The 25,574-nt window shown below is 50.6% G+C and carries 25 protein-coding genes; 17 read left to right on the top strand and 8 right to left on the bottom strand.

Going from position 1 to position 25,574, the window contains the following annotated elements:
* Together H9I36_RS11710 and H9I36_RS11705 are read left to right on the top strand one after the other, a co-directional pair.
* Positions 1–1,131, top strand: coding sequence for an ABC transporter ATP-binding protein (locus tag H9I36_RS11710; RefSeq protein WP_187385534.1), 1,131 nt, complete (start codon positions 1–3; stop codon positions 1,129–1,131).
* A 295-nt stretch (positions 1,132–1,426) separates the two neighbouring features.
* Positions 1,427–2,596 carry an ABC transporter substrate-binding protein gene (locus H9I36_RS11705; RefSeq protein WP_187385533.1) on the top strand — a complete coding sequence of 390 codons (1,170 nt, stop codon included), beginning with the start codon at positions 1,427–1,429 and terminating at the stop codon, positions 2,594–2,596.
* A gap of 129 nt (positions 2,597–2,725) precedes the next feature.
* Here the strand turns inward: H9I36_RS11705 and H9I36_RS11700 are convergent, their stop codons facing one another.
* From H9I36_RS11700 to H9I36_RS11680, 5 genes are all read right to left on the bottom strand, one after another.
* Positions 2,726–4,267, bottom strand: coding sequence for a hypothetical protein (locus tag H9I36_RS11700; RefSeq protein WP_187385532.1), 1,542 nt, complete (start codon positions 4,265–4,267; stop codon positions 2,726–2,728).
* Between the two features lie 61 nt (positions 4,268–4,328).
* Entirely contained in the window at positions 4,329–5,156 is an 828-nt protein-coding gene (locus H9I36_RS11695; RefSeq protein WP_187385531.1) for an outer membrane lipoprotein-sorting protein, read from the bottom strand.
* 524 nt (positions 5,157–5,680) lie between these two features.
* A complete protein-coding gene (locus H9I36_RS11690) occupies positions 5,681–8,554 on the bottom strand; it encodes an efflux RND transporter permease subunit (RefSeq protein WP_187385530.1) in 2,874 nt (957 codons plus the stop codon).
* A 161-nt stretch (positions 8,555–8,715) separates the two neighbouring features.
* Positions 8,716–11,385 carry a polynucleotide kinase-phosphatase gene (locus H9I36_RS11685; protein ID WP_187385529.1) on the bottom strand — a complete coding sequence of 890 codons (2,670 nt, stop codon included), beginning with the start codon at positions 11,383–11,385 and terminating at the stop codon, positions 8,716–8,718.
* Positions 11,375–12,775, bottom strand: a complete 1,401-nt coding sequence (locus H9I36_RS11680; protein WP_187385528.1) for a 3' terminal RNA ribose 2'-O-methyltransferase Hen1 — start codon at positions 12,773–12,775, stop codon at positions 11,375–11,377. The genes H9I36_RS11685 and H9I36_RS11680 overlap by 11 nt, the downstream gene beginning before the upstream one ends.
* Positions 12,776–13,054: 279 nt before the next feature.
* Here H9I36_RS11680 and infC point away from each other — a divergent pair, with 279 nt between their 5' ends.
* Genes infC through H9I36_RS11650 form a run of 6 tightly spaced genes read left to right on the top strand, consistent with a single transcriptional unit; the run spans position 13,055 to position 15,334 of the window.
* Entirely contained in the window at positions 13,055–13,609 is a 555-nt protein-coding gene (infC, locus tag H9I36_RS11675; protein ID WP_187385527.1) for a translation initiation factor IF-3, read from the top strand.
* Complete coding sequence (rpmI, locus tag H9I36_RS11670) at positions 13,602–13,802, top strand: 50S ribosomal protein L35 (RefSeq protein ID WP_016520365.1); 201 nt, start codon at positions 13,602–13,604, stop codon at positions 13,800–13,802. The genes infC and rpmI overlap by 8 nt, the downstream gene beginning before the upstream one ends.
* 17 nt (positions 13,803–13,819) lie before the next feature.
* Complete coding sequence (gene rplT / locus H9I36_RS11665) at positions 13,820–14,179, top strand: 50S ribosomal protein L20 (protein ID WP_187385526.1); 360 nt, start codon at positions 13,820–13,822, stop codon at positions 14,177–14,179.
* 1 nt (position 14,180) lies between these two features.
* A complete protein-coding gene (locus tag H9I36_RS11660; RefSeq protein ID WP_187385525.1) occupies positions 14,181–14,537 on the top strand; it encodes a cell division protein ZapB in 357 nt (118 codons plus the stop codon).
* Positions 14,538–14,840, top strand: a complete 303-nt coding sequence (zapA, locus tag H9I36_RS11655) for a cell division protein ZapA (RefSeq protein ID WP_187385524.1) — start codon at positions 14,538–14,540, stop codon at positions 14,838–14,840.
* The gene (locus H9I36_RS11650; protein ID WP_187385523.1) at positions 14,837–15,334 is read left to right on the top strand and encodes a DUF188 domain-containing protein; all 498 of its coding nucleotides are present in this window, start codon (positions 14,837–14,839) and stop codon (positions 15,332–15,334) included. The genes zapA and H9I36_RS11650 overlap by 4 nt, the downstream gene beginning before the upstream one ends.
* Before the next feature lie 101 nt (positions 15,335–15,435).
* Here H9I36_RS11650 and H9I36_RS11645 read toward each other — a convergent pair whose 3' ends face one another.
* From H9I36_RS11645 to H9I36_RS11635, 3 genes are all read right to left on the bottom strand, one after another.
* Positions 15,436–16,722: an HD domain-containing phosphohydrolase gene (locus H9I36_RS11645; protein WP_187385522.1), complete on the bottom strand. Its 1,287-nt coding sequence runs from the start codon at positions 16,720–16,722 to the stop codon at positions 15,436–15,438.
* A gap of 155 nt (positions 16,723–16,877) precedes the next feature.
* Positions 16,878–18,245 carry a sensor histidine kinase gene (locus H9I36_RS11640; protein WP_187385521.1) on the bottom strand — a complete coding sequence of 456 codons (1,368 nt, stop codon included), beginning with the start codon at positions 18,243–18,245 and terminating at the stop codon, positions 16,878–16,880.
* Positions 18,242–18,970 (bottom strand): response regulator transcription factor, encoded by a 729-nt coding sequence (locus tag H9I36_RS11635; protein ID WP_187385520.1) that lies wholly within the window; start codon positions 18,968–18,970, stop codon positions 18,242–18,244. The genes H9I36_RS11640 and H9I36_RS11635 overlap by 4 nt, the downstream gene beginning before the upstream one ends.
* Positions 18,971–19,227: 257 nt before the next feature.
* Here H9I36_RS11635 and H9I36_RS11630 point away from each other — a divergent pair, with 257 nt between their 5' ends.
* The 9 genes from H9I36_RS11630 (at position 19,228) to fliQ (ending at position 25,565) form a co-directional block, all read left to right on the top strand.
* Positions 19,228–19,425: a flagellar FlbD family protein gene (locus tag H9I36_RS11630; protein WP_187385519.1), complete on the top strand. Its 198-nt coding sequence runs from the start codon at positions 19,228–19,230 to the stop codon at positions 19,423–19,425.
* Between the two features lie 6 nt (positions 19,426–19,431).
* Entirely contained in the window at positions 19,432–20,214 is a 783-nt protein-coding gene (locus H9I36_RS11625) for a motility protein A (protein WP_187385518.1), read from the top strand.
* Between the two features lie 2 nt (positions 20,215–20,216).
* Positions 20,217–20,945, top strand: a complete 729-nt coding sequence (gene motB / locus H9I36_RS11620) for a flagellar motor protein MotB (RefSeq protein ID WP_187385517.1) — start codon at positions 20,217–20,219, stop codon at positions 20,943–20,945.
* Between the two features lie 63 nt (positions 20,946–21,008).
* Positions 21,009–21,557, top strand: coding sequence for a flagellar basal body-associated FliL family protein (locus H9I36_RS11615; protein ID WP_187385516.1), 549 nt, complete (start codon positions 21,009–21,011; stop codon positions 21,555–21,557).
* Between the two features lie 25 nt (positions 21,558–21,582).
* Positions 21,583–22,620 carry a flagellar motor switch protein FliM gene (gene fliM, locus H9I36_RS11610; protein ID WP_187385515.1) on the top strand — a complete coding sequence of 346 codons (1,038 nt, stop codon included), beginning with the start codon at positions 21,583–21,585 and terminating at the stop codon, positions 22,618–22,620.
* The gene (gene fliN / locus H9I36_RS11605; RefSeq protein ID WP_187385514.1) at positions 22,613–23,749 is read left to right on the top strand and encodes a flagellar motor switch protein FliN; all 1,137 of its coding nucleotides are present in this window, start codon (positions 22,613–22,615) and stop codon (positions 23,747–23,749) included. Before fliM ends, fliN begins: the two co-directional genes overlap by 8 nt.
* A 25-nt stretch (positions 23,750–23,774) precedes the next feature.
* Positions 23,775–24,413, top strand: a complete 639-nt coding sequence (locus tag H9I36_RS11600) for a flagellar biosynthetic protein FliO (protein ID WP_187385513.1) — start codon at positions 23,775–23,777, stop codon at positions 24,411–24,413.
* A gap of 1 nt (position 24,414) precedes the next feature.
* On the top strand, positions 24,415–25,284 hold the full coding sequence (gene fliP, locus H9I36_RS11595; protein WP_255422746.1) for a flagellar type III secretion system pore protein FliP: 870 nt from the start codon (positions 24,415–24,417) through the stop codon (positions 25,282–25,284).
* 8 nt (positions 25,285–25,292) lie between these two features.
* Positions 25,293–25,565: a flagellar biosynthesis protein FliQ gene (fliQ, locus tag H9I36_RS11590; RefSeq protein WP_187385551.1), complete on the top strand. Its 273-nt coding sequence runs from the start codon at positions 25,293–25,295 to the stop codon at positions 25,563–25,565.
* Positions 25,566–25,574 lie beyond the last annotated feature (9 nt).

Genomic DNA, 25,574 nt, shown 5'->3' with positions numbered 1-25,574 from the left:
GTGAGCAAAATCGTATTGACCGGCATCAACAAATATTACGGAACGAACCGCGTTTTAAAAGACGTCGATTTGACGATCGAAGACGGAGAGTTTATGACGCTGCTCGGTCCTTCGGGCTGCGGCAAAACGACGACGCTGCGCGTTATCGCGGGACTTGAAAAACCGCAGTCGGGTTCAATCGTTATGGACGGAAAGCGCATCGTAAACGCGGCCGAAAGTTTTTTCGCACCTCCTGCAAAGCGAGGCTTAAATCTCGTGTTTCAGTCGTACGCTTTGTGGCCGCACATGACGGTATTCGATAACGTCGCCTTCGGTCTTCGCGTAAAGCATACGCCGAAAGACGAAATCAAAAAGCTTGTCGAAAGCGCGCTCAGCCGCATGCAGATCGGCGAATATGCGGGGCGCTATCCGTCCGAGCTTTCAGGCGGACAACAGCAGCGCGTCGCGATCGCCCGCGCTATCGCTTCGCCGGTCGAACTCCTTTTGCTCGACGAACCTCTGTCGAATCTCGACGCAAAGCTCCGCGTCGATATGCGCAGCGAACTGAAGCGATTGCACGAGGAGATGGGTACGACGATCATCTACGTAACGCACGATCAGGTGGAAGCGCTCACGCTGTCGACGCGCATCGCCGTTTTTTTCAACGGGCACATCGAACAGGTTGCAAGTCCTATGAGCTTATACCAAAATCCTGCAAGCGTGCGCATCGCGGAATTTATCGGAAATCCGAAAATAAATCTCACAGGCGGAAAAGCGAAACGGACGGAAGCGGGACTCGAAGTCGAAAGCGCGCTCGGAAATTTCACATTTCAAAAAAGCGACTGCACCGATGCTCTTTCCCAAGGCACATTCGACTGCAGAATAGGCTTTCGACCGGAAGAAGTGACGGTTTCCAATACGGCTTCCAAGGGCGCCGTCGAGTGCCGCGTGTATTCGAGCATGCCTGCGGGAAGTGAAACGCTCATACGCCTTTCCCTCGCCGGAGAAGCTTTCCTTGCAAAGCGGCTCGGTATCCGTCACTACAAAGCCGATGAAACGGTTTACGCGGCGATAGCCCCCGAAAAGCTCAACGTGTTCGACGCGTCGTCCGGCGTTCTCGTAAAAAAATCCGCCGAAGGCGAAAGCGATTGATCGTATCGAGGTAATTATCGGATATTGTAATTAATTATTAGGTCGAATGTCGAGTTTCGAAAGTATTTCTAAATAAAGGTATGCTTTCGGCGAGGACCCGTCCGCTTAGCCGCGGTCGAGCTTTTTAAGTCAGGCTTCCGTAAGCCTAACGCTCGAAACGGCACGCAGCCGGAACCTCGCCTCCACATCATTTTATTTGTTTTCGAAACTCGCCATTCAATTGATGCGCGAAACGGATGGAAAATTTCGAGTTTTCGAAAACTCGAAATTAAACTTATGAATATAGGAGTATATGATGAAAAAGATTGCAGTAGCGATGTTGTTGGCGGCGGCGATGTTTTCGTCCGCATTTTCGATGGGACAAACCGAAACGAAATCGAACAGCCAAGAAGCGAAGTGGGCGAAGGACAACGGACTCGATAAAGACGAAAGCGTCGACGAGCTCTATCAAAAAGCGAAAGCCGAAGACTCCCTCGTCATTTATTCGATTTCGAGCCGTACGCAAACAGTCGCAAACGCTTTTAAAGAAGCGTACCCCGGCATCAACGTGGAAGTCTACGATATTTCTTCGAGCGTATTGAAAGAAAAATTCACGACCGAATATAAATCGGGCATCCGCACGGTGGATATTTTGCATTCGAAAGAGCAGGTCGGCGAATACACGTATGAAATGTTTTCCGAAGGCATGCTGCACAACTATCAGCCTGCATCGATTTTCAAAAACGTTCCGGCTTCTTATATGACGCTCACTCCGCTCATGCTCGAACTCAATCTGTGGTTTTACAATACCGAAGTGTATAAGACGTGCCCGATCACGTCGTGGTGGGATCTTACAAAACCCGAATGGAAGGGGCGCGTCGTATTTCAGGATGCGGCGAGCAACGATGCCTACTGCGCTCCGCTTACGGCTATGGTGCAGCACGCGGACGAAATGGCGGCTGATTACCAAAAAGTGTTCGGTAAAAAAATTCAGCTTGAAAAAGACGAGCCGAACGCGGGCTATGCTTTTATCAAGCGCTTTCTCGCAAACTCGCCGATCATCGCAAAGGGCTCCGATGAAGTTATCGAACTCGTCGGTGCAAAGGGACAAAAAAATCCGCCGGTCGGCTACGCGTCTTCCGTAAAGCTTCGAAAGCAGCGTGACGGTTACGCGATCAATTACGGTCCGACGACGATGCACGTGTCGAACGGCATTCCCGCGCTGAACTTTATTTCAATCGCGAACGAATGCAAACATCCGAACGCCGCAAAGCTTTTTATTAAATTTTGGATGGGAGGCGAAGACGGAAAAGGGAAGGGCTATGAGCCGCTCGTTTCTCTCGGTTCGTGGTCGGTGAGGCCTGAAAATCCGTCGGCGAAAGGAAACATCCCGCTTGCCGATATTCCGCTGTGGAAGATCGATTTCGATTATATCTACAACAATATCGAAACCGTCCGCGATTATTGGATCGCGCACAGAAACTAAACTGCGGATCGTGCAAAGATCGCATATCGATTTTTGCGCGCCGCATGCGTTTTTGCGCGGGGCTGTCCTTTACGAAGTTTTCAATACTTTCCGGGACAGCTCCTGCTTCCTTGTTTGTTATCCTATTTTTTAAAACCTGTATTTCATACCCAGCTGCACAAAGCTGTTGTGACGGAAGGCGGGGAACTCGCTTTTGTCCGAATCGAATGCGTGGATAAATAAACCCGATGCGATGATGTCGAAGCTGTCGGCGACGTTCCACGTTATCTGCGGCATGACGATGAGGTCTTCGCGCTCGATGCCCCAGATGACGCTCAGTTCCGGTTTGATCTTTTCGTGATTCCAGCTGTCGGAAATGTTTACGACGATTTTGTCGTTCGTGTAGATGCCGTTCGCATTGTAGTCGACGTCGTATGTGCCGTTGTCGCGCACGCCGCCGTCGTTCAGCACGCAGCTTCCGATCGTCTGCACGTTTATGTTGAGGTTATTGAGCGGCAGATCTTTGTCGAAGCCGAATACCCAGCCGATCGAGTGATTGCGGATCGCCGCGTCGCTGCCGGAAAAATCGTTTGTCATCGTGTACGCCGCTTCCGCGCGGAAATTGAATCCGCCGAAGGTTTTCGCTCCTTCCGCGCCGAAGACGTGCAGCCGGTCGTAGTCGATGAATTTGTCGCCCTCGGCGGCATTTCCGGTCTTAAGATACGTTTCAACATAGCTTTGCAGCTTTGCAGCATTGACCGACGCTTTTTTGCTGCGCCCCGTATAGTACGAAAGCCCCACATCCCAAGTACCGAGCGTCGCCGTCGCTCTCACTCCCGCCTGTCCGTATTTCAGCCGGTACAGGTTCGGATAAAAATTATTGCCGGCGAGCGAATTTGCGAGCGAAAGCATTGTCACATATTGTACGGCCTCTTGAGGTGTCGTAACGCTGAAAATGCCGCTTGGAAATTTGTGTTTGACGACACCCGCCGCTGCCGCCGTCACACTTGCTTTCAGCGCGCTCATTTCAGCCGGCTGCCACATACCGCTTCCGTAGCGATCGGCGGTCATAAACGGCGCGTAGACGCCTTCGACGCGCAGGCTGTTTACTATGCCGACATCTTTCGGCGCGTTCCACACGAGGCGCACCATCGGTTCGGAAATGCGCCTGTCGATGTAGTCGGGGATGATAAAATCGGTATAATCGTTCGCGTTGAAGTTGTCGAGCACGTGCAGTTTGTCGCCCTTGCCCCAGACGACTTTCATTTTACCGCCTTCGAGCACGAAATTTCCGAGATACGCGCGGAGCGTCATCTCATCGATGATATCGAAGGGGTAGTCGGCGATGACATCTTTGTTGAACGCGAATGTTACGTCGGCTTCCGTTTTACTCCCTTCGTATGCGAGTTCGATCTTCCCTTTCGGTTTGATATACGTATCCCAATCGGAAAACGATTTATTGTCGCCGTCCGAGTTCCTGCTGTCGACGTAATAGCGGAAATCGATTTTCGCTTCGCCTCCGATGCTGAGTCCCGCGCTTTTAGCGCCCTGCGATGCGCCGCCGAAATCGTCGGACACATCGCTTCCGAAATCCGCGTTTCCGAAATCGAGCGCATCCTGCGCGTGCGCAAAATAGGGCAGTATAAAACACAGTGCACCGATCAGCGCCGCAATGGCTTTTGTCTTTTTCATATCCGTGTCCCCTTTGTTTAATTATTAATAATTTTTACCGTTGCCGATTTCACTGCAGCCTTTATTTGCCCGTGTTGAGAAAGCTCTGAGTAAATACGCGGTCGGGGATCGGCTTATCGAGGACGATGTTGTCAAGCGCGTTTCCGTTTGCGTCTTTCCGCTGCGTGATTGCAATGCGCGTCGAGTGACCCGTCTGTACGTTTTTGAGTACGTTTGACATCGGAATATTGTAGCCGCCGATGTTTTTAAGCTTTTCTACGGTGAGCACTTTTAAAAGCGAGCCGTCTTTTTTATCGTACATTTCCGCGTACACCGGAACGTAGGTCGCTTTATCGATCCACTGGATGCGGTATTTGTACTGCGCTTTCGACGCGTTTACCGGAGTCGATTTGACGACGTAGCAGCCAAAGCCGTTTTTTTGCTCTTCTTTCAGCAGTTCGTGCGTGTCGTCGTCGAGTTCGCGCGTCGACATATCGTCGTAGGTTGCATCCGTTCCGGTAAACGATTTATCGCCTTCGCTCGAATTGACGCGGCGCGTATTGCGGAGCGCCGGAAGGTAGATCCATTTGTCGTCGTCGTCGTTTTTCTTTTCCATTTGGAGAAAGCGCGTGTTGATATTGCCCTTGTTCGTACTGTTTTTGAAAATGATGACGACGTCCGACGTGTCCGTCTGTGCGTTGTGCCGCCCGTATTCTTCGATTTCGCGGCTTTCTTCGATCGAACCGTTTTTTGCAATCAAATCCATTTTAATAAGGGAATGATTGTAAGCGGGCTTTTTTACGTTGAGCACCTTTTCGATGACAGCGCGCCCGTCTTCGGCAAATGCCGCTCCCGCTGCGGCGAAAGCCGCCGCCGCAAAAGTGATTTTAATAAGCGATGCTTTTTTCATAATACCCCCTATAAAGAGTTTTGCAGAAAGTTGCAACTTTCTGCAAAACTCTTTAGCCGTGCGCGTACGCGCACATGTTTAATAATCGAGTTTGCGAAAATATACTGCATCGTATTCATTCGATTTTCATCAGAACGATGCGTGTACCTATCTTCCGCAAACATCCGCGCAAACTCGAGATCCGAAGCGGCGGCGATATTTCAGACGGCGCTTCGGATCGTCCTCCTGATAAAAACTTTTGCAGGAAATTAGAGCCTTCGGCTCGTTCTGCAAAGAACTGATTCTACGTGTCCGCTTTCGCGGACTTCGAATCAATTTCCGAAAAAGTTTTTAGTCGTGCGCGTACGCGCACACGTTTAATAATCGAGTTTGCGAAAATATACTGTATCGTATTCATTCGATTTCCATCAAAACGATGCGTGTACCTATCTTCCGCAAACATCCGCGCAAACTCGAGATCCGAAGCGGCGGCGATATTTCAGACGGCGCTTCGGATCGTCCTCCTATAAAAACTTTCTTATTTCCTATTCCGTGTCGTTTTCGCCGATATCGCGTTCGACCTCCTTTTTCGCTCGTATGAATTTCGGATCGTAGGCGACGAGGAAGCCCGGAATTATCGTCATCGCGAGCGCCGAACTTGTGAACATGACGATCGCGACGAGGATGCCGATAAAGCGGAGCACGACGAATTGCGAAAAATAGAGCACGAGAAAACCGAGTCCGACGGCGAGCGCGTTCGTGATGATACCGATGCCGCTTTTTCTGAACGTCCGCTTTGCCGCGTCTTTTCCGTCTCGCGTGAGCGCCTTCTCGGCGCGGTACGTTTCGAGAAAGTGAATCGTATAGTCGATGCCGACACCTATCGCAACCGACGCGAGAATGCTCGTCACGAGGTCGAGCTTGATTCCGGAAAATCCCATGACCATGTAGTTGAGCAAAATGGTAAACGCGAGCGGCACGGTGCCGAGCAGTCCCGCCCAACCGGAGCGGAACGAAACGGCGATGACGATGAACACGCAGATGAGCGAAAAGAGCAGCGATTTGAGCTGGCTCGAAATGACCATATCGGTCATCGTCGCTTCCATTTCTCCCGGACCGGTGAATTCGACCGTATAGCCTTCGGGAAAATGCTTTTGCGCATAGTCGCTTGCCGTATCGATAAAGTGCGTGATATCGTCCGTACTGTGAGAGCGGAATTGCACTTGTGTGCGCAAAACCGACGGCTGGAGCTGGTTATTTGCAAAGCGGTCGAGCGAACCCGAAAAGAGGAGCAGATACTGCGACACGAGATCCGAAAGCGCTTCGCGGTTTGCCGCGGGATATTTTTTTACGTCGTCGGGGATTTCGTAATAATCGATCCCGTTGTAATTGAATTTCTTTTCGAGGGCGGACACGATTTTTTCGACGGTCGCGTGCTGCCCGCCGGCTTCTACATACGCTGCAGAAAGCATATCGAGCATATCCCGTACCGACATCTTTTCGGAAAGTTTTCGCGCATATTCTATATTCGGATCGATAAAATCGACCGGCGCTTCCGTTTCGGGTGCGGAAGAAGAACCGAAATCTCCTCCGAAATCGCTTGCGGCAAAGTCGTTTCCGAAATCGCTTGAACCGAAATCGCTTGAACCGAAATCGCTGCTTCCGAAGCCGTCATCGGCGATCAGGGATGCGCTTGCATCCGAAACGTTTTCCGTTGACGGAACGTGCATGACTTGATTCATGCGTTTGATAAACGTCGTAAACGAAACGATTTTTCCGACGCTGTCGAAGTTGTCGAGCAGATAGGTTTGCATATCGTCGAGCGGTTTTAATATTTCCGGTTTTGTCATGCTTCCCGCAACGTACACGCGCTTTCCGTCTTCGTCGAGTACATCGTTTCCGTTTTCGTCTTTTTGTACGGGCCCTTTGACGATCATGTATACGGTATTCGTTCCGGCAAAACGCTCGTCGACGTAGTAGACGTCCTGTCGCAGTTTCGACATATACGGAAAATAGCTGATGAGCGCGGTATCGATGTGCAGGCGCGAAAGACCGACTGCGGAAAACAGCACGATGAGCGTACAGAACAGATATATGCGCGGTTTAGAGCCGCAAAAAAAGCTGTAGATACCGTACAGCGTTTCGCTTGAGCGGTGCGATCCCGTCCGCTTCGCTTCGATTTTCGCTTTGACTTTTGCTTCCGCTTGTGCAAAGCGCTTCGAGCGGTAGCCGACCTTTTCCGGATTTTTTATCATGAGCAGCGCGGGGATAAACGTCGTTGCGAGGATCAATGAAAAGGCGATGCCGAGTGCGGTGAATATCGCAAAGCTGTGGAGCGGCCCGATGGGGCTTGTGACGAGAGAGATAAAGCCGATCGCCGTCGTGAGCGCTGCAAGGAACACCGCAACGAACACGTCTTTGAGGCTTTCGATGATGAGCGCTTTGTGTGTCTCTTTTGTGAGCGTACCTCCTTTTTCGAGCGCATCGTCGAGGGCTACGTAGTAGTGCGTGAGCACGTGGATACCGTATGCCGACCCGCACGCGATGAGCGCGACGGGGATAATGCTCGTGACGATCGTAAACGTAAAGCCCGATGCCGCCATCGTGCCGCACGTCCATATCGTCGCCATGAGTACGGCGATGAGCGGGAGCAGCGTTCCGTCGAGCGTTTTAAAGCTTAAAAACAGCGTGATCAATACGACGACGACTACGAGGGGAATGAGATTTTTCAAATCGCGCAGCATGAATTTTCTCGAGCTTTCGGTGAGGACGGGATCTCCGTAATAGATGACGTTGAGGTTCGTGTGTTCCGTCGCTTTGCCTGCGATGTCGCGGATCGCATTGAGCGTCCGCTGCCTCACGGCTTCGTCCGATTCGTGTACTTCATTCGGATCGGGATGGTTGTTCGATTTTAAGATGATCTGCATTTGAGCTGCACGCCCGTCGTCGGAGAGGATGACGCGGCGGTACATATCGTCCCAATCGTTTATGTTTCGCTTTACCGTTTCCGCCTGCTCGTCGGTGAGCGGCGGCAAAAGTCCGTTTTCACGTTCGACGCCGATAAGGTTTCCCGCAATGAGCGCGTCATCTTTTCCGTAGATAAAGTCGATGTTCGTGAGCGAATCGACGCTTTCCACGTTTTCAAGCGCTTCGATTTCGGTCGTAATGCGGTCGATGATCGCGATGTTTTCCGGCGTGATGATCGATCCGCCGTCCGTTTCGAGCGAAACGCCGATGACGACGGTACTGCCGAACATATCTTCCGTGTCGATGAGACGCGTGTAGGATGCGTGCTTGTGCGGGAAAAATTGTCTGACCGAATTGTCGAGCTTAATGTTTTTGAGCTGGATACCGAGTATGCCCGTTATGACGAGGCATACGACGATGATGATCCTCGGATGCTTAAAAAATCGCTGCATGGAGTCTCCTTGTATTTTGTTTATGTGTTCTTTGGTTTAAGTTCTTAAACGTATGAACATATACTAATAAAACCGCTTTGAAAAGTCAATAGGGCATCGCGAAAAAACTCACTTTCCCCGCGATGTTTTTGCGTATGTACTCGGATGTGCGGCGGGGATGATTACAGACGGGGATCGGTGGGTTCGCTTTCCGTTGCGAGTACGGCGAAGACGCTTTCATGGATCCGCCTGAGCGGTTCTTTTTTGACAAAACGTTCGAGCGCTTCGATCCCCAACGCAAATTCCTGTACGGCAAGCGCTCTCTTTTTTGCAAGTCCGCGTTTTTTCAAACGGCTGAGGTTTCCCTCCTCGCAATACTCCGGACCGTAGATGATGCGGAGATATTCTCTTCCGCGGCATTTAACGGCGGGCTGTAAAATGCCGCCGTCCTTACCGTATGCGATAAAATCATAGGGCTTTACCACCATACCTTCTCCGCCCTTACCCGTGAGATCACGCCACCATATCGTCGCATCGTTTATTTCAGCTTCATCTTCCAAATGCACGATTTTATACGGAGTCATTTTGAAAAGCGTCGTGTCCGCACGGCATATCTCCGCTATATGCTCCATATGCCATTGATGATTTTTATCGGTATGGACGCTACCTTCCGTTGCCAAAATATGGAAAGGTGCAAGTTTATAATCGTCTACGCTTGCAACTTCCCAGCAATAGGCACGGTACGCGGAAACGAATTGTTCCGCCGACTTCTTTTTTTCCAAAAACGTGTGCAACAGATTTTGGGAACCTTCAATGCCGCGCAGTGCCGTTAAACGTAAAACCTCTTCCGCTTCCGAAAGCGCGTTCAGCGCGGCTGATCCGGTTGCGGCATATTGATCGTGAATAAGGCTTTGCGCTTTTGCCGACCAGGGCATGAGTTCGGCATCGAGGCACACCCAGTCGGTATCGTGCTTTTCCCAAAAACCGGAACGGGTCAACGCATCGCGTACTTTTTCCAAAAACGCTTTTTCGATTTCCTTATCGTTAAAAAAATTGCGTCCCGTGCGGGTATAGCAGATACCGAAGCCCTCACCTGCAGTACCGAATCGGTTTTTGGCGGTCCGTTCATCCCGACAGATGATCAATACGGCGCGGGAACCCATGTGCTTTTCTTCGCAGACTATTGTTCGGATGCCGCGATTTTTATAATACGCAAATGCTTCGACCGGATATTCCAAAAAATCGTCGAGTGTACTCGTTTCGCTCGGCGACATGGTCGGCGGCAGATAGATGAGCCACTTGGGGTTAACTGCAAAACGACTCATCGCTTCAAGGGCGGCGATGGAATTTTCTTCCCGAATCAAAATATTGTTTTTAAGTCGCGTCTGAACGATACGCCGTCCCGTAACGTCTTCGATGTCGAGAACGTCGTCATCCAGATGCTGAAGCGCCATGAAAGCATAGTTACCGCTGGTTGCGTCTGCTGCCCCTGTCTCCGACGCAATCGCATTTTCTCGCTCCGCCTTTTCGTTTTCCGATGTATTCGCAGTTCCGGATCCTATCGCTTCAAGCGGTTTGACCGGTTTGCAATATGTCTTTTGAGCTTTTACCGAAACGAGTTCTTCTTCGGGATAGCGCAGCGCCGTGAGCGAACCGCCGAAGGCGCAGCCGGTGTCTATATCGATCGTATTGTTGAGCCACTGGGCGGAGGGAACGGGCGTATGACCGTAGACGACCTTTGCGCGTCCGCGGTATTCTGACGCCCAGTTGTACCGCACCGGTAAACCGAACTCATCCGTCTCTCCGGTAGTCTCCCCATACAGGCAAAACGAACGCACCGCTCCTGAGCCGCGCCCCTGCATTTCCTCTTTAATGCCTGCATGAGCGACAACGAGTTTGCCCGAATCCAATACATAGTGGCTGATCAAGCCGTATAAAAATTCTTTTACGTCGCTTTTAAATGTGTCGGATTCTCCTGTCAGCTGCTCAAGCGTTTCGGCTAAGCCGTATTTTTCCTGTACCGTCTTTCCGTTCAGTTTCTTTTGGAGCTTCATATCGTGATTTCCCGGAACACAGAGTGCCGTCCCGCCTCTCACCATACTCATAACGAGTTTTAATACGGCCGGAGAAGCGGGTCCCCTGTCGACCAAATCGCCTAAAAAAATAACCGTACGATTTTCGGGGTGGCTTACTTTCAATCCGAAGTTTGTTCCGTCATCGGTTGTCGGTTCTATCGCATAATGCAGTTTTTGCAAAAGCGCAACCAACTCTTCATAGCAGCCGTGCACGTCTCCGATGATATCGAATGGACCGTGCAGTTCGGTTTTATCGTTGTATAATTTTTCCCGCACGATCGATGTAACGGCGTCGACTTCGCCTTCGGACTTAAAAACATGAATCTTTTTGAAGCCTTCTTTTTTTAAGTTTCGAAGAGAGCGCTTTAAATCATGCATCTGCCGCCTGATGACATGGACGGAAACGGATCTGTCCGTACGCGCCGCATTTCTGTTTTCGCACAGCTCCTGCGGCATATCGAAAACGATTGCGACGGGAAGAACGTGAAAGGAGCGCGCGATATCGAGCAATTTTTTCCGTGCGTCGGCTTGAACATTTGTCGCATCGGCAACGGTGAGCAAGCCGTTTTTAAGGCGCATCGAAAGGATAAAATGAAAGAGCTCGAAGGCATCGCCTGAAGAAGTCTGATCGTTTTCATCGTTGGAAACAATTCCGCGGCACGTATCGGAAGAGACTATCTCATATTTTGCAAAATGTTTTTTCGCAAAACTGCTCTTGCCCGAACCGGAAACCCCGACGAGCACTACCAATGCAGTTTTCGGTATATTAATTTCCATATGTAAATACCGCCATCTGAGACGGCGCTCCTATACTTTCCTCTTCTTCGCCGACCGGAAAAAACGCAAGGGCATAATTGTTTTTGCGAGCAACCTCTTCCGCCCATGCTTCGAATTCTTTCCGCGTCCATTCAAAGCGATGATCGCCGTGCCTCATTTTTCCCTCCGGCAAATGTTCATAACGTACATTGTATTCGCTGTTCGGGGTGGTAAGCACGACTGTCTTCGGCTTGGCATACATGAAGATCGATTTTTCCAGTGCAGGCAATCTGTTCGGATCGAGGTGTTCTATCACTTCAACGACGGCTGCGGCATCGAACCCGTCGAAACGCCTGTCCCGATAGGCAAGCGAACTTTGAAATAATGAAAGCCGTTCGCGCTGCTTGGCAGGCAGTTCTTCCCAATGCAGTTTTTCTTTACATTTTGTCAATTCCGAATATGAAACGTCGGTACCGGCAATACGCGTATATTGTTTTTCTTTTAAAAGCAGCTTCAACAGTTTGCCGTCGCCGCAGCCTAAATCGATAACGCTTGCCGCCCCGCTCATGCGCAATTTTTCGGCGACGAGCCGTAAGCGTATGTCGTGGAGCCGCTCTTTCTTTTCTTTTTGCGCCGGTGTTTCATCGGCAGCGTCTTCATCGCCGGTGTTTTCTTCCGTCTGCAGTATTTCAAAGGCGGAACGCATAAGCGATTTTAAATTGATCAAATACCGCGAAACGATAGTTTCCTTTTCAGGATGCCCTTCGATCCATCCTTTTCCTTTTCGAAGCAGTTTATCGACTTCATCCTGCGTGATAAAATAATGCTTTTCGTTATCCAAAACGGGAATCAAAACATAGAGGTGGGACAGTAATTGCTTTAAAGGCAGTTTGTTTTTGAGCGTCAGGGTAAAATATTTTCCGTACCCCCATTCGGGAAACTGCGTATCAAGCGGATGTCGCTCCGCTTCGACCGTGTAGCCGAGCGGTTCGAAGAGTTTTTTGATCAGTATTTCCCCGCCGTGCGGAGCCGGCAGCACGGATATCTTCGCCGTTAAGGAAAGCGGCACATCGACGAGTTCCGGCCGTTCTTTGCAGTTTCCGTTTAAAGCGCTTGAAAAAGCTTTTGAAATCGCCGTACTCATGAAAGAGGAAGCCGCATAGGGGCGATCGTTGACGTATTGTCCGAGTAAAAAATCTTTCCCCGCAAAGTTTTTTGCGTTGCGAACCATGCCGACGGGATCGATATCCAAGAGGAGGGCGGCCGTCGCTTTTTCTTTTCCGTATTCGGGATAAAAAATATACGCCTTGCCGACCGACAGCTTCGCCGTCTGCAGCGTGTCGGGATGTTTGTGCAGCAGAAAACTTAAAGCTTCGGCGTTATCTCCTTCTGCCCTTATCGTCAGCAACATATTCGCTCCGTCTCTACGATCTGTATGATGCACTTGAAAATCTTCAAAGATTGCGATTTCGGAAAACAGTATCAATTATATATAAAAGCAAAACGGCATTCAATCGACATCTCGCTTGGATTGTTACGTGTGTAACTGCGTCGATGCTCGCGCTCTTTTCGACATTCGTTCGGCACAATCTTTTTTATGCGATGCGAGCACTAGACATTTCGGCATACATTATTATATAATACTACTTACTTTACATGGTAGACGTGTTTTCAGACACAGGGAGGATAGTTGGCCTATACTAACAACAATAAGGGTTTACGGATTAACGAACAAATCCGCGTACGGGAAATCAGGTTAATAGATGATGAGGGTAATCAAAAAGGGATCGTACCTACGATTGATGCGCTCAGAATGGCTAGGGATGAGGACCTCGACCTTGTTGAAGTTTCGCCAAACGCGAATCCGCCGGTCTGTAAAATACTCGACTTCGGCAAATACCGGTTTGAAATGGAAAAAAAGCTCCGAGACTCCAAGAAAAACCAAAAGGTATTGAAGCTCAAGGAAATCCGTATGCAGCCGAAAATCGGCCCGGGCGACCTTGACACGAAAGCCAAGCATGTGCAGGAATTCCTCGACGAAGGCAATAAAGTCAAAATCACGATCCGCTTCCGCGGACGCGAATTGGCTCACACCGAGCTCGGATACGGAGTCCTGCAGGAAGTTCTGAAAAGGCTTACTTCCCCATACGTCGTCGAAAAACCGGCCGCTATGGAAGGCAAGTTTATGTCGATGACCATTTCGGGAAAAGCCAAAACAACAAGTGAGGTAAAATCGAATGCCTAAGATGAAGACGAAAAAATCCGCCGCCAAGCGCTATTCGCTTACGGGCAGCGGAAAAGTCAAGTACAAGAAAATGAACCTCCGCCATATTCTCACCAAGCGTTCTTCAAAACGGAAACGCCAGCTCCGCGCTGCAGGAATTATGGCCGAAGACTCTGCAAAAAAAGTAAGAAAGCAGATGCTGCCGTACGGCTGATTTTCAGGAGTTAAAACATGTCAAGAGCAATAGACGGATCAAAACGTAAAAATCGCCGCATCAAAATCCTAAAGCTTGCAAAGGGTTTCAGAGGCGACAGAAAATCGAATTTCAAAGCCGCAAAAGACGCGGTCGTAAAAGCGCTGCGCCATGCCTACGTCGACAGACGCGACAGAAAGGGCAATTTCCGCGCGCTGTGGATTGCACGTATCAACGCGGCTGTCCGCGACGAAGGGCTTTCGTATTCCCGCTTTATCGACGGTTGTACCAAGGCCGGAGTTGCGATCAACCGAAAAGCACTTGCAAATATGGCAATCGAAGATCCCGCGGCGTTCAAAGCCGTCGTGGACATCGCAAAGAACGCACTGAAGGCATAATATGATATCGCTCGATCAGATTCTTCTTCTTGAACGAAAAGTGGAAAGCGCTGTGGAAAAAATCTCACAGCTGCAGTCGGAAAACGATGCTCTGCGCACCAAGTGTGCCGAGCTCACAAATGCGCTTGCCGACAAATCGGAGCGGCTTTCCTCTATCGAACAGGATCAGAGCAAGATCGAAGACGGTATATTAAAAGCGCTCGACCGGCTCAATTCCATCGAAAATTCCGTACTGAGAGCCGGAAGCGCAGCCTCCGCTGCAAAAACGCCGCAAAGTCCGAAAGCGCACGAGAGCGCACCCGTCCGTGCCGCCGAACCGAAAAAAGCGGAAGACGACGGACAGTTCGACATTTTCTAAATGGGTTCCCTTCAAATCGACCTGCTCGGCTCTTCTTTTGCAATCAAAGCGAACGAAGAATCGGCCTACCTTGAAAAACTGCTCGGCTATTATAAACGCATCACCGAAGAAGTGAAAAAAACGGGCGGTTTGACGAAGCCCGTCGAAATAGCGATCATGAGCGGTATCACGCTCGTCGACGAATTATACAAAGAAAAATCGAAAAACGTAAAACTCTCGAAAGACGGGCAATCGACGGACGATGAGGAAGTCGAACGCCTTACGCTTCGCATGATAGACAGGATCGATAAGGCGCTCGAGTGAAAGTTGTGCACGTGTGGGTGGATGCCGACTCCTGCCCTCGATCGGTACGCGATTATATTATTAAAAAGGCGGCGTCTCTTTCGCTTGCCGTCACCTTCGTCGCAAACCGCGCCGTCCCCGTCGATGATAAATTATTAATTAATAAAAAATCGTCTTTCGAAATGCTCACTTGTGAAAATACGCCCGGAGCGGCCGACGACTATATCGCAGATCATGCCGAAGAGGGCGATATGATCGTCACGCGCGACATTCCTCTTGCAGCGAAACTTGCCGAACGCGGTTTTTGCGTTTTGAACGACCGCGGTACGTGCTACACGAAAGAAAGTGCCAAAAAAAAACTTGCCGACAGAAATTTCAATATGCAGCTTGCAGAGGCGGGGCTTACGGGCAATAAAAAAAACGTCTACGGCAAAAAAGAGTTTGCAGCGTTTGCCGCGTGCTTCGACAAAGAAATTATTAAATTGATACGCGATCGCTCTCATTCGATCCTATAAACGATACCGTTCTCTCGCAGCGTATGTGGAAGCGGCGGCATCTCGTGCGCCTTTGCGGGGCATTGTGTGTGATTGTACGGCGTTCGGCGGCCGAATCTTTTTTAAATGGATTCGCCGCGTTCTTCGGGGGCGGATTCTTCGTCGGGATAGGCGAGGAGAATGGCCGAGATGCGGCTTTTTATCTGCAAAAACGCCGAGACGATTTCAGGGTCGAACTGTCTGCCCGCCTCTTTTTCGATCTCTTCAAACGCCTGTTCGGGCGACCACGCTTCTTTATATGAGCGGCGATGACTGAGCGCATCGAACACATCGGCCACGCTTATGATGCGCGCGGCGAGCGGGATCGCATCTCCGCCCAACGCGTCGGCATGGGGAATGGGCTCGCCTATTTTATAGGCGCGGTAATCGATATCGCCGGGATAGCCTGCGCTCGATTTATTCCACGCTTCGTGATGATGAAGCGCGACGTCACGGCACATCGAATCGAGCTGGGAAGATCCTTCTCCGAAAATCTGAGCGCCGATGCACGTATGTCCTTTTAGTATGGCTCGGTTTTCGTCATCGGGACCGTAGCGCTTCGGGCTGTGGAGCACCGCATCGGGAATGCCGACTTTGCCGATGTCGTGAAATTTTGCGGCGATTTTTAAACAGTCGCGAAAGCGATGCTTTTCCTGCTCGGGGACATTGTGGTTGAATGCCCAGCGGTCGTATATTTCGAGAGAATTTTCGGCAACGCGCATGACGTGGGGATAGGTTTCTTTCGGGTCTCGGAACTCCGCCATCCTCAGCATACGCTGCACCATCAAATTCGTCTGATACGTATTTTGCAGCGCTTGGCGGACGCTGGAGGCAAAGTGCGTAATATAGAGCACCGCATCTTCATCGAAGCCGATAAGTTTTCCCGATTCGTCCTGCGCGTTTATGAGCTGCATGACGCCGAGCAGTTTTCCCGACTGCATTTTAAGCGGCAGCGTGTAGATCGATTTTGTGTGATAGCCGGTCGAGATATCGGTTTCTTTATTAAAAACGAAAGGCTTGTCAGCGGATATTTGATATGCGTCTTGAATATTGACCGGCTCTCCCGACAGTGCGACGTAACCGGAAATCGACTTTTGATTGATCGGAACGGAAAACGACAGATACGGAAGCTTTTCTCCGGGTTTGAGTTTTTTCAGCTGCGTATCGTTTTGCGCGTATTTTATACGCAGCTTGTTATCTTCGATTTCGTAGATGGAACCCGCGTCCGCGCGGACGATGGCGCGCGTTTCGGTGAGAATGCGTTCGAGAAGCACGTCGATGTCTTGGATCTCTTCAAGCTTTTTTTCAAGCTCAAGAATTTTTTGCAGCTTCTGCTCTTTTTGCAAAACACTTTTTTTTGTTCGTCTCATGCACACTTTTTCCTGATACGATATCGAAAACACTTTCCGCGCACAGAGCACGAAAGCCGATTGATTATACTATTGTTTGAAATAAAATACAATGTAAAAACCGAGCCTTGCAAGCGGCGCGGGGAACTCGCGCTCGGCAAGCGACGAGGTTGTACTCATTTCGGAATCCTTATCGTAAACGTCGAACCTTTGCCGGTTTCCGACTCGACACCGATCGTCCAGCCGTGTGTATCGACGATGCTCTTTACGACGGTGAGGCCGATCCCCATGCCTTCTTCCCGCCGCGAATCGGTCGCCCGATAAAACATATCGAATATGTGATCGAGGTCTTTTTGCGCTATGCCGATCCCCGTATCGCTGACGCTTACGACGCACGCGTCGTCCGTCTCCGTCGCAGAAATCGAGATTTCGTCTCCGTCTTTCGAATAACGTATCGCGTTGCTTAAAAGGTTTTCGAGCGCGCGGGAAAAAAGCTGCCTGTCCATCGGCACTTTGCATTCGGGAGAGAGGGTGATATCCGACGTGATTTTGCGTTTAAAAACCGCCCCCGTCATTTCGGCGCTTTTTGCGAATTCGGAAACGACGGAAAAGACGCTTTCGGGGACGAGCTTTTGCCGCCAGTCGGCGCTGTCGAGCTTTACAAAATTGATGAGCGTGTCGATCATGCTTTCGAGCTGACTCGTCTTCGTCGAAATGATTTCGAGCGATTTTTTGATTTCATTTTTGTCGGTGATGACGTCGTCCGAAATCGCTTCCGTGTAGCCTTTGATGACGGCGACGGGAGTACGGAGATCGTGGCTGATCCCCATGATAAATCTCGTGCGCCGCTCGTGCGCGTCGAGCAGCGCGCTCCGCATCTTTTCAAGGTTTTCGGTCAGAGAAATGATTTCGTTGCTTTTCGTTTTTGACTGCTTCGCGTCGTCGGTGAGAGGCACGCTCAAATCCCCGTCGGCGATCTTCTGTGTCTTTTGTTCGAGGATCGTGATCGATGTAAATATGTCTCCCGAAATTTTTGCGATGATGATGAGTACGAGGGCTGCAAAGCACAGCAAAATGCCGACCAGGTAGCTGACGTAATCCATGCCGTGCCTTTCACGTTTATTGAATTTATCGACGCGGGTCAAAATGACGATCGTATCGTTTCGACTTGAAAAACGGAAACTGGTAAATTGATAAAAATACGTATCGCTCGTCGAAGATGCGAATCCCCACAGTACGAGCGGAGAGAGAGAAGTGCCGGCTTTGAGCTCTGCGATCGATGAAATTAAAATATCGGCCGATCCGGAAAGCGAAAAGACGGCAACTTCCACATCCGGCGGCAGGCGACGGATATAATCGTGGAGCTTACTCCATTCACGCACCGAAAGTTTAAACGCATCGCTTTTGCGCAGCTCTTTGTAATCGTGGATGAGCGCCCGTCCCGGAGACGTAAAATAGTGGTACGACGGAATAAAAAGCGCGCAGCATATCGGAATGACGATGATCGCTGCAAGAAGGATATGAAATTGGCGCCTGATCGTCATGCGTCTTTTTTCGCTCCTTGCCTCGAGGCGATCGATTCTTTTGAAAAGCAATAGCCGAGCCCGAACACCGTTTTAATAAATTCGGGATTTGACGGATCCTTTTCGATTTTTTTACGAAGCCGCTGGATGTACACTGCGACGGCGGTTATGTCCCCGTACTGCGCTTTCCACACGTCCGCGTAGATTTTTTCCGGTGAAAGAGATTCGCCCGCATGCTTGACGAGGTATTCGAGGACGGCGTACTCTTTTGCCGACAGGGCGATCTTTTGTGCGCCTTCTTTGAGCACGCAGCTGTTTAAAAGCAGCGTGTACGGACCGAACGAAATCGTCTCTTCCGCAGCGGCTTCGGTTGCCGCCTGTCTCCGCAAGTTTGCCTGAACACGGGCGACGAGGACGCGCGGCGAAAAAGGCTTTGTGACGAATTCGTCGGCTCCGAAACCCAAACTTTTGATGATGTCTTCGTCGGCATCGCGCGCAGAGACGATGACGACGGGTATCGTCGTTTTATATTCGGCGCGGAATTTTTCAAGGAATTCGAAACCGCTCATACCCGGAAGATTCAAATCGAGGATGACGAGGTCGGGTGTCGTGTCCGATTTCAGTTTTTCGAGCGCAGCTTCCGCCGTACCGAAAGAAAGAGCATCCATACCGGCTTTTGAAAGATACATCGCGATAAGGTTGGCAATTTCGGAAACATCTTCTATAATAAAAATACGGGAACGCATAGCTTTTCCTTTTTTAAGTTCGATTTCAAGTTCGATGCAAGTCGATATGCAATCTTTTTAATAATTTAATGGAAAACGGAAAAACGCGCAACAATCACGGGGAGTGATAACATTTTTTTATGGAGTAAAAACGAAAAATTATCCGTAAACAAGTATATCGGCTTGTCCGATAATGAAATGACGCGGTTTTTATCGAAATGCGGGCACGGGTATGGTGAATACTTGACGGCTCGAAGCAATCGGAGCATTATATAACGATGATCGAAGTGGTGCGTTTAAACGGAAAAAAATATTGGATCAATCCGCACATGATCGAAAGTATGGAACAAAATCCCGATTTGACGCTTGCGATGCTGTCCGGCAGAAAAATCGTCGTAAAAGACAAGCCCGAAGATATAATTGAAAAGATCATAGCCTATCGAAAAAAGATCGGCATCAATACGCAAGAGGTGTGAGGAATTATGGATATAGCGACAATAATCGGAATCGTAGGCGGCGGCGCGTGTATCATGGTCTCCGTTATCTTTTCCGGCGGTTCATTGGCGGGTATTTTCGATGTGCCTTCCATTTTCATGACGATAGGCGGTTCATATTTTGCGCTGTGGCTCTGCGCTCCGATTTCATATTGTATCGGTCTTTTCCGCATCATGGGGCGCTCGTTTAAGGTGTTCGATTTCGGTGAAAAACAGATCATCCAAAATATGGTCGCTCTTTCCGAAAAAGCTCGCCGCGAAGGCATCCTCGCCCTCGAAGACGGACTCGACGATATCGAAGACGCGTTTATGAGAAGCGGACTTCGCCTCGTCGTCGACGGTACGGACGGACAGGTCATCCGCGCGATCATGGAAAACGAAATGAATCAGTGTGAAGCGCGCCACATGATGTGGATAGGCCTCGTAAACCAGTGGGCGGGTTTCGCTCCGGGCTTCGGCATGATGGGTACCGTTGTCGGTCTTATCGGCATGTTGCGCAACATGGAAGACAAATCGGCTATCGGTCCGAACATGGCCGTCGCTCTTATCACGACGCTGTACGGGTCTTTGCTCGCAAACTGGATCATCGGTCCTATCGGGCAAAAACTCGTCGGACACAATGCCGCCGAAATGCGGACGAAAGAGATGGTTATCGAAGGCGTGCTTGCCATTCAAGCGGGAGAAAATCCGCGCATCATGGCGCAAAAGCTGCTCACCTATCTTGACCCCGTCGCGCGTCACGCGATCGAAGCCGATGTTCTCAAGGATTGAGTATGGGACGGAAAAGTAAACAGCCCGAAAAGCCGTCAACGGCATGGCAGGGTACATACGGCGATATGATTACGCTCATGCTCTGCTTTTTCGTCATGCTGTACAATCCGTCGGAAATCGATGTGACGCAGCTTGCGACGATAACGCAGTCGCTCCAAATGCGCGAAACGGAAACGACGGCCGGCGGTCTTTCGCTTGCGACGGGACGGCTTGCGGATTTGGGAAACAATATCAATGCTCTGCCTGCGATGGAAAAGGGGCGTTCCCTTGCAAACGCGCGAAAAAAAGCGGTGAGCCTTTTTGCACCCGATATCAAATCGAACAGGATAACGATAACGAGCGACGAGAGGGGGCTTGTCATCACGCTTGCATCCGACAGTTTTTTCGCCGAAGGAAGCGCCGAAATCAATATCGATGAAACGCGCGATACGCTTTTGCGCCTTTCGGAATTTTTCAGCGATCCCGAACTGAAAGCAAGGAGATTTCGCATCGAAGGGCACACCGACAGTACGCCCGTTCCCGCATCCTCGCCGTATCCGAGCAATTGGGAGCTTTCCGCTTCGCGCGCGATGAACGTGCTCCACTATCTTGCCGACTTCGGCGTAAACGAGCAGCAGTTTTCGATAGCAGGCTATGCGGATACCCGCCCGATGTTTTCGGACAATACGCCGGAAGGCAGAGCGTACAACCGGCGGGTCGATATAATTATCCTAGACGAAGGACATTTTTGATGGTAAAATATATAATTAAATATTCCGTAAAATGTAGACCGTGCGTTTGTATAGGTGGGGATCATGGCAGACAACGATATTAATTTCGATGAAAGCGCGTCCGACGGCGGAAGCGGCAGTGCGAAAGGAAAAGGAATCGGCGGACTCGTTCCCGGATTATTAAAATGGATACTCATAGCGCTCGGCGCTGTCATCCTCATCGTCGTCGTCGTGTTCGTTACGGTGCGCATCGTTTCGAGCAATACGTCGGCGCAGACGGCGATCCCGATGAGCGACGAATATCAGGCGCAGCGGGAAGTGCTCGATTGGTACTCATCGCTCGGAGCTATCAGGACGCGTACAAGCGACGACATCCCCGCGAGCGTCGTCGTGAATGTGTTCCTCGGTTATAAAAAAGACGACCGAGTTGCGGCAACCGAGATAACCGAACGGAGAGTTGAACTCACCGATTATTTGCGCCGATATTTTACACAGAAGACGATCGACGAATTGAAGCCGCAAAACGAACAGAAATTGAAAATAGAATTGCGCAACGCGATCAACGACGAAATCTTAAGCGGTTCGAAGATCCGCGACGTTTCGTTTCAGCAGCTCGATGTCATCGAGCAATAGCACGGCGGTTTGATTAGGAAAAAGCATGAACGAAGTTCTGTCACAGGATGAAATAGATCAGCTGCTCACCGCGATAAGTTCGGGCGATTCGGAAACCGACGATTTTAAGCCGGTCAGCGATACGCGTAAAATCAAGATTTACGATTTTAAGCGTCCCGACAAATTTTCAAAAGAACAGCTGCGTACCGTGTCGAACATGCACGAAACCTTTGCGCGTTTGACGACGACGAGCCTTTCCGCTCAGCTGCGGAGCCTCGTGCACGTTCACGTTGCTTCCGTCGATCAGCTCACGTACGAAGAGTTTATCCGATCCATTCCGACGCCGACGACGCTTGCCGTCGTCAATATGGATCCGCTGAAAGGGAACGCGGTACTTGAAATCGATCCGACGATCACGTTTTGCATGATCGACCGCCTGTTCGGCGGCCGCGGTACGACCACGGGCAATAAAAACCGCGATTTGACCGATATCGAACAGTCGGTCATGGAAGGCATCATCGTGCGCATCCTCGCGAATATGCGGGAAGCGTGGACGCAGGTCATCGATTTGCGCCCCCGGCTCGGGCAGATCGAAACGAATCCGCAGTTTGCCCAGATCGTGCCTCCTTCGGAAATGGTCGTCCTCGTTACGCTCGAAATGAAAGTCGGCGAAGAAGAAGGCATGATGAATTTCTGCATCCCGTATTTGACTATCGAACCGATCATTTCAAAGTTGTCCTCTCAGTTTTGGTTCAGCTCGGTGCGCAGAAGTTCGACGACTCAGTACCTCGGAACGCTGAAAGAAAAACTTTCGTCGGTGGAGATGGACGTTGTCGCCGAAGTCGGTTCCATCGATTTACCGATACGTGAAGTGCTTTCTCTTCGCGTGGGAGACGTCGTGCGCCTGTCGAATATCCGTGTCGGTGATCCGCTTACGCTCAGCGTGGGCAGCAAAAAGAAATTTTATTGTCAGCCGGGCGTCGTCGGAAAAAAGATGGCGGTGCAGGTGACCGGCAAGTTGGAAGATATTTCGGCGGATGATTTTGAAGAACTTTCTGTAGAAGGAGATGATTCGTATGAGTGATGGTGCAATATCGCAGGATGAGATTGATGCTCTGCTTTCGGGCGTATCCGTAGACGGTCTCAATGCATCCGGCAGAGTCGGAAGCGCTCCTTCCGTACAGGTGGATACCGCCGTTCTCCAGAAATTTGCGGATGAACTCAAAACGCCGCTCGCAGAAAATCTCAACAAAATGACCGGTGCGAATTTTTCGGCCGATACTCCCGTCGTCGAACAGCTCGACCGCGATCGCTTATTGGCAAAGTTGCCGGAAATCGTCGTCAATATCCTCGCCGACTTTTCAAGCGGACTCTCAGGCGATCACCTCTACATCCTCGCGCCCGAGTTTGCGCAAAAGATCGTCGGTCTCATGAACAAAGAGGACAACGCGGACATCGACGACATGGCGCTTTCAGTCATCGCCGAAACCGTGTCCACGCATACGAACGACGAAATTCAAGCCCTCGAAAAGACGGGTAAGCTTTCGGGTATTTCGTGCAACCCGCCCACTGCCCGTAACGATCCGAAAGCGATGATAAGAGTTCCGCAAAATCAATTTATCCTTTTCAACTATCCCCTTTCGCTTGACGGGCAGGGCTATACCTTGTGGGAAGCCGTCAGCGCTTCGGTTGCCGAACAGATATGCAACGCACTCGGTGGCGGAAATTCGGCTCCCGAAATGAGTTCGGGCGGAACGCTCAGCGCTGCCGATATCGCATCCGTGGGAACGATGGCTTCGCCCGGTATGAATATGGGAAGCATGGGGCAGGGCATGAACATGGGACAGGCGATGCCCATGATGGCTCAGATGGGAAGCGGCATTCCGAACGTGCAGTCCCTGCAGTATCCGATGTTCCAAGGCATGCAAGGCAATACGGCCGGAAGCGCCGAGCAGGGCAATATCGGTCTTATCATGGACGTGTACATGGAGATGACCGTAGAGCTCGGCCGTACGAAAAAACAGATCAAAGACATTCTCGGCATGGGAGAAGGTACGATCATAGAGCTCGACAAACTTGCAGGGGAGCCGGTCGATATCCTTGTCAATCACAAGCCGATTGCAAAGGGCGAAGTCGTCGTCATCGACGAAAACTTCGGTGTGCGTGTTACCGAAATCCTGTCTTCGCTTGAGAGGGTGACGGAACTGCACTGATAGTTTTACAGGGTGGGGGGAACAGTTGCAATACTCGAAATTATTAAAAACGGCGGCGTTTTCGTTTTTGCTGCTCGCCGTATCTCTTTCGTTGTACGCGCAGACGCAGGTGACCGAAGATACGCGCATCGAGCGGACTGAAAGTGCGGCCGTCGACGAATCTTCTCTTCCGATAGCCGATCCCGCGCTTTCGCCGTCCGCAGCAGAGCGGCCGTCGTCGACGCTTTGGCTTTTTATACGCATGATACTTGTTCTTGCCGTAGTGGTTGCGTGCGTGTATGCGGTCGTCTATCTTATGAAGCGCAGCATGAATAAAGACGTCGGGGAAGGCGATCAATTTTTGCGCGTCGTCTCTTCCGTGTCGATCGCTCCCGGAAAATCGGTGCACGTCATTTCGCTCCTCGACGATAAAGCGTATCTCATCGGCGTCACCGACAACGCGGTCAATCTCATCGGTGAAGTTACCGATAAAGAGACGATCCACGCGATGAACCTCTATGCGGATACTCGCCAAAACGTGAGGCGTCCGCGAAATTTCGGCGATATCCTTTCGATCTTTATGCCGCAGGGAACGAAAAAGGGCGAAAGCGTTTTCAGCGGCGACGGCGATAAAGCGCGCGATATGCTTCGGGCGCAGAGAAGCCGCCTCGATTCGGAAAACTGATATGAGAGTTTCATCTATTTGTACCGAAAAAAAAGCGTATCGAATGCGGGCGTCGCGCATCGTCCGTGCGGCACTCGTTCTCGCTCTCCTTTTGTGTACGCTTTCACTTTCCGCTCAGCAGAATAATAATTTTCCCGAACGCTCTGCGAGGGGGACGACGGAGATGAATCGCAATGTGCGAAATCCTGTCGTGCCGAACGTCGATATAACCCTTACGCAGCCTCAAACGGGCAGGGAAGTCGCGTTTTCGGTACAAGTGCTTCTCCTGCTTACGGTACTCACGCTCGCGCCGAGCATTTTGATTTTGACGACGTGCTTTTTGCGTTTTTCGATCGTCCTCGATTTTATTAAACGCGCGCTCTCTTTGCAGCAAGTGCCGCCGACCGCCGTGCTCAACGGGATCGCGTTTTTTATGACGCTCTTTGTCATGTGGCCGACTTTTACGAGGGTGTACGACAATTCGTTCCGTCCGCTTTCGAGCGGAGAAATCGGCGTCGAAGAAGCGTACCGCGAAGCCGAAGCTCCGATTCGTATCTTTATGTATACGCAGATGGCCGAAGATACGAGCTATATTTCCCTTTTTATGTCCATGGCGAAGATGGATCGGCCGAATACGCTCGCCGACGTTCCGACTCATATCCTCGTGCCCGCTTATATTTTGCACGAGCTTACCGTCGCGTTTAAAATCGGCGTACTGCTTTACATTCCGTTTATCATCATCGATATGGTCGTCGCGAGTATCCTCATGTCGATGGGCATGATGATGCTGCCGCCGGTGCAGATATCGATGCCGTTCAAACTGATGCTCTTCGTCCTCGTCGACGGATGGGGACTTTTGACGCAGCAGCTTTTCGTTTCCGTGTTGCGTTAAGGATGGTAGTGATGTCGATAGGGCAGCTTGTCAATTTAATCCGCGGCGGCGTATTTGAAATCTTTATCCTCGCTTCTCCCGTACTCGGAGCCGCGCTGCTTATCGGGCTCGTCGTTGCGATCTTTCAAGCGACGACGTCGATCCAGGAACAGACGCTGACTTTTTTGCCGAAGGTTTTGACGATCCTTGCGGTGCTGGCTCTGTTGGGGGGCTGGATGTTTACGCATCTGAGAAATTATACGGTTTCTCTTTTTAATCTCATACCGCTCATGGCGCGCTAGAGATAAGGA

The organism is Treponema sp. Marseille-Q4130 (assembly GCF_014334325.1).
In the GTDB taxonomy this organism is placed as follows: Bacteria; Spirochaetota; Spirochaetia; order Treponematales; family Treponemataceae; genus Treponema_D.
Note: the sequence above shows the minus strand (reverse complement) of the source record. Positions and strands in the feature narration are given on the sequence as shown.

Bases quoted from the DNA above. Each gene is read 5' to 3' on its own strand.
- H9I36_RS11640 (WP_187385521.1), bottom strand. From the start codon at position 18,245: ATGACGATCAGGCGCCAATTTCATATCCTTCTTGCAGCGATCATCGTC.
- fliM (WP_187385515.1), top strand. From the start codon at position 21,583: ATGAACGAAGTTCTGTCACAGGATGAAATAGATCAGCTGCTCACCGCG.
- H9I36_RS11630 (WP_187385519.1), top strand. From the start codon at position 19,228: ATGATCGAAGTGGTGCGTTTAAACGGAAAAAAATATTGGATCAATCCG.
- H9I36_RS11695 (WP_187385531.1), bottom strand. From the start codon at position 5,156: ATGAAAAAAGCATCGCTTATTAAAATCACTTTTGCGGCGGCGGCTTTC.
- rplT (WP_187385526.1), top strand. From the start codon at position 13,820: ATGTCAAGAGCAATAGACGGATCAAAACGTAAAAATCGCCGCATCAAA.
- H9I36_RS11700 (WP_187385532.1), bottom strand. From the start codon at position 4,267: ATGAAAAAGACAAAAGCCATTGCGGCGCTGATCGGTGCACTGTGTTTT.
- H9I36_RS11625 (WP_187385518.1), top strand. From the start codon at position 19,432: ATGGATATAGCGACAATAATCGGAATCGTAGGCGGCGGCGCGTGTATC.
- H9I36_RS11615 (WP_187385516.1), top strand. From the start codon at position 21,009: ATGGCAGACAACGATATTAATTTCGATGAAAGCGCGTCCGACGGCGGA.
- H9I36_RS11645 (WP_187385522.1), bottom strand. From the start codon at position 16,722: ATGAGACGAACAAAAAAAAGTGTTTTGCAAAAAGAGCAGAAGCTGCAA.
- H9I36_RS11690 (WP_187385530.1), bottom strand. From the start codon at position 8,554: ATGCAGCGATTTTTTAAGCATCCGAGGATCATCATCGTCGTATGCCTC.
- H9I36_RS11680 (WP_187385528.1), bottom strand. From the start codon at position 12,775: ATGTTGCTGACGATAAGGGCAGAAGGAGATAACGCCGAAGCTTTAAGT.
- motB (WP_187385517.1), top strand. From the start codon at position 20,217: ATGGGACGGAAAAGTAAACAGCCCGAAAAGCCGTCAACGGCATGGCAG.
- zapA (WP_187385524.1), top strand. From the start codon at position 14,538: ATGGGTTCCCTTCAAATCGACCTGCTCGGCTCTTCTTTTGCAATCAAA.
- H9I36_RS11705 (WP_187385533.1), top strand. From the start codon at position 1,427: ATGAAAAAGATTGCAGTAGCGATGTTGTTGGCGGCGGCGATGTTTTCG.
- fliN (WP_187385514.1), top strand. From the start codon at position 22,613: ATGAGTGATGGTGCAATATCGCAGGATGAGATTGATGCTCTGCTTTCG.
- H9I36_RS11685 (WP_187385529.1), bottom strand. From the start codon at position 11,385: ATGGAAATTAATATACCGAAAACTGCATTGGTAGTGCTCGTCGGGGTT.
- fliP (WP_255422746.1), top strand. From the start codon at position 24,415: ATGAGAGTTTCATCTATTTGTACCGAAAAAAAAGCGTATCGAATGCGG.
- H9I36_RS11635 (WP_187385520.1), bottom strand. From the start codon at position 18,970: ATGCGTTCCCGTATTTTTATTATAGAAGATGTTTCCGAAATTGCCAAC.
- H9I36_RS11660 (WP_187385525.1), top strand. From the start codon at position 14,181: ATGATATCGCTCGATCAGATTCTTCTTCTTGAACGAAAAGTGGAAAGC.
- rpmI (WP_016520365.1), top strand. From the start codon at position 13,602: ATGCCTAAGATGAAGACGAAAAAATCCGCCGCCAAGCGCTATTCGCTT.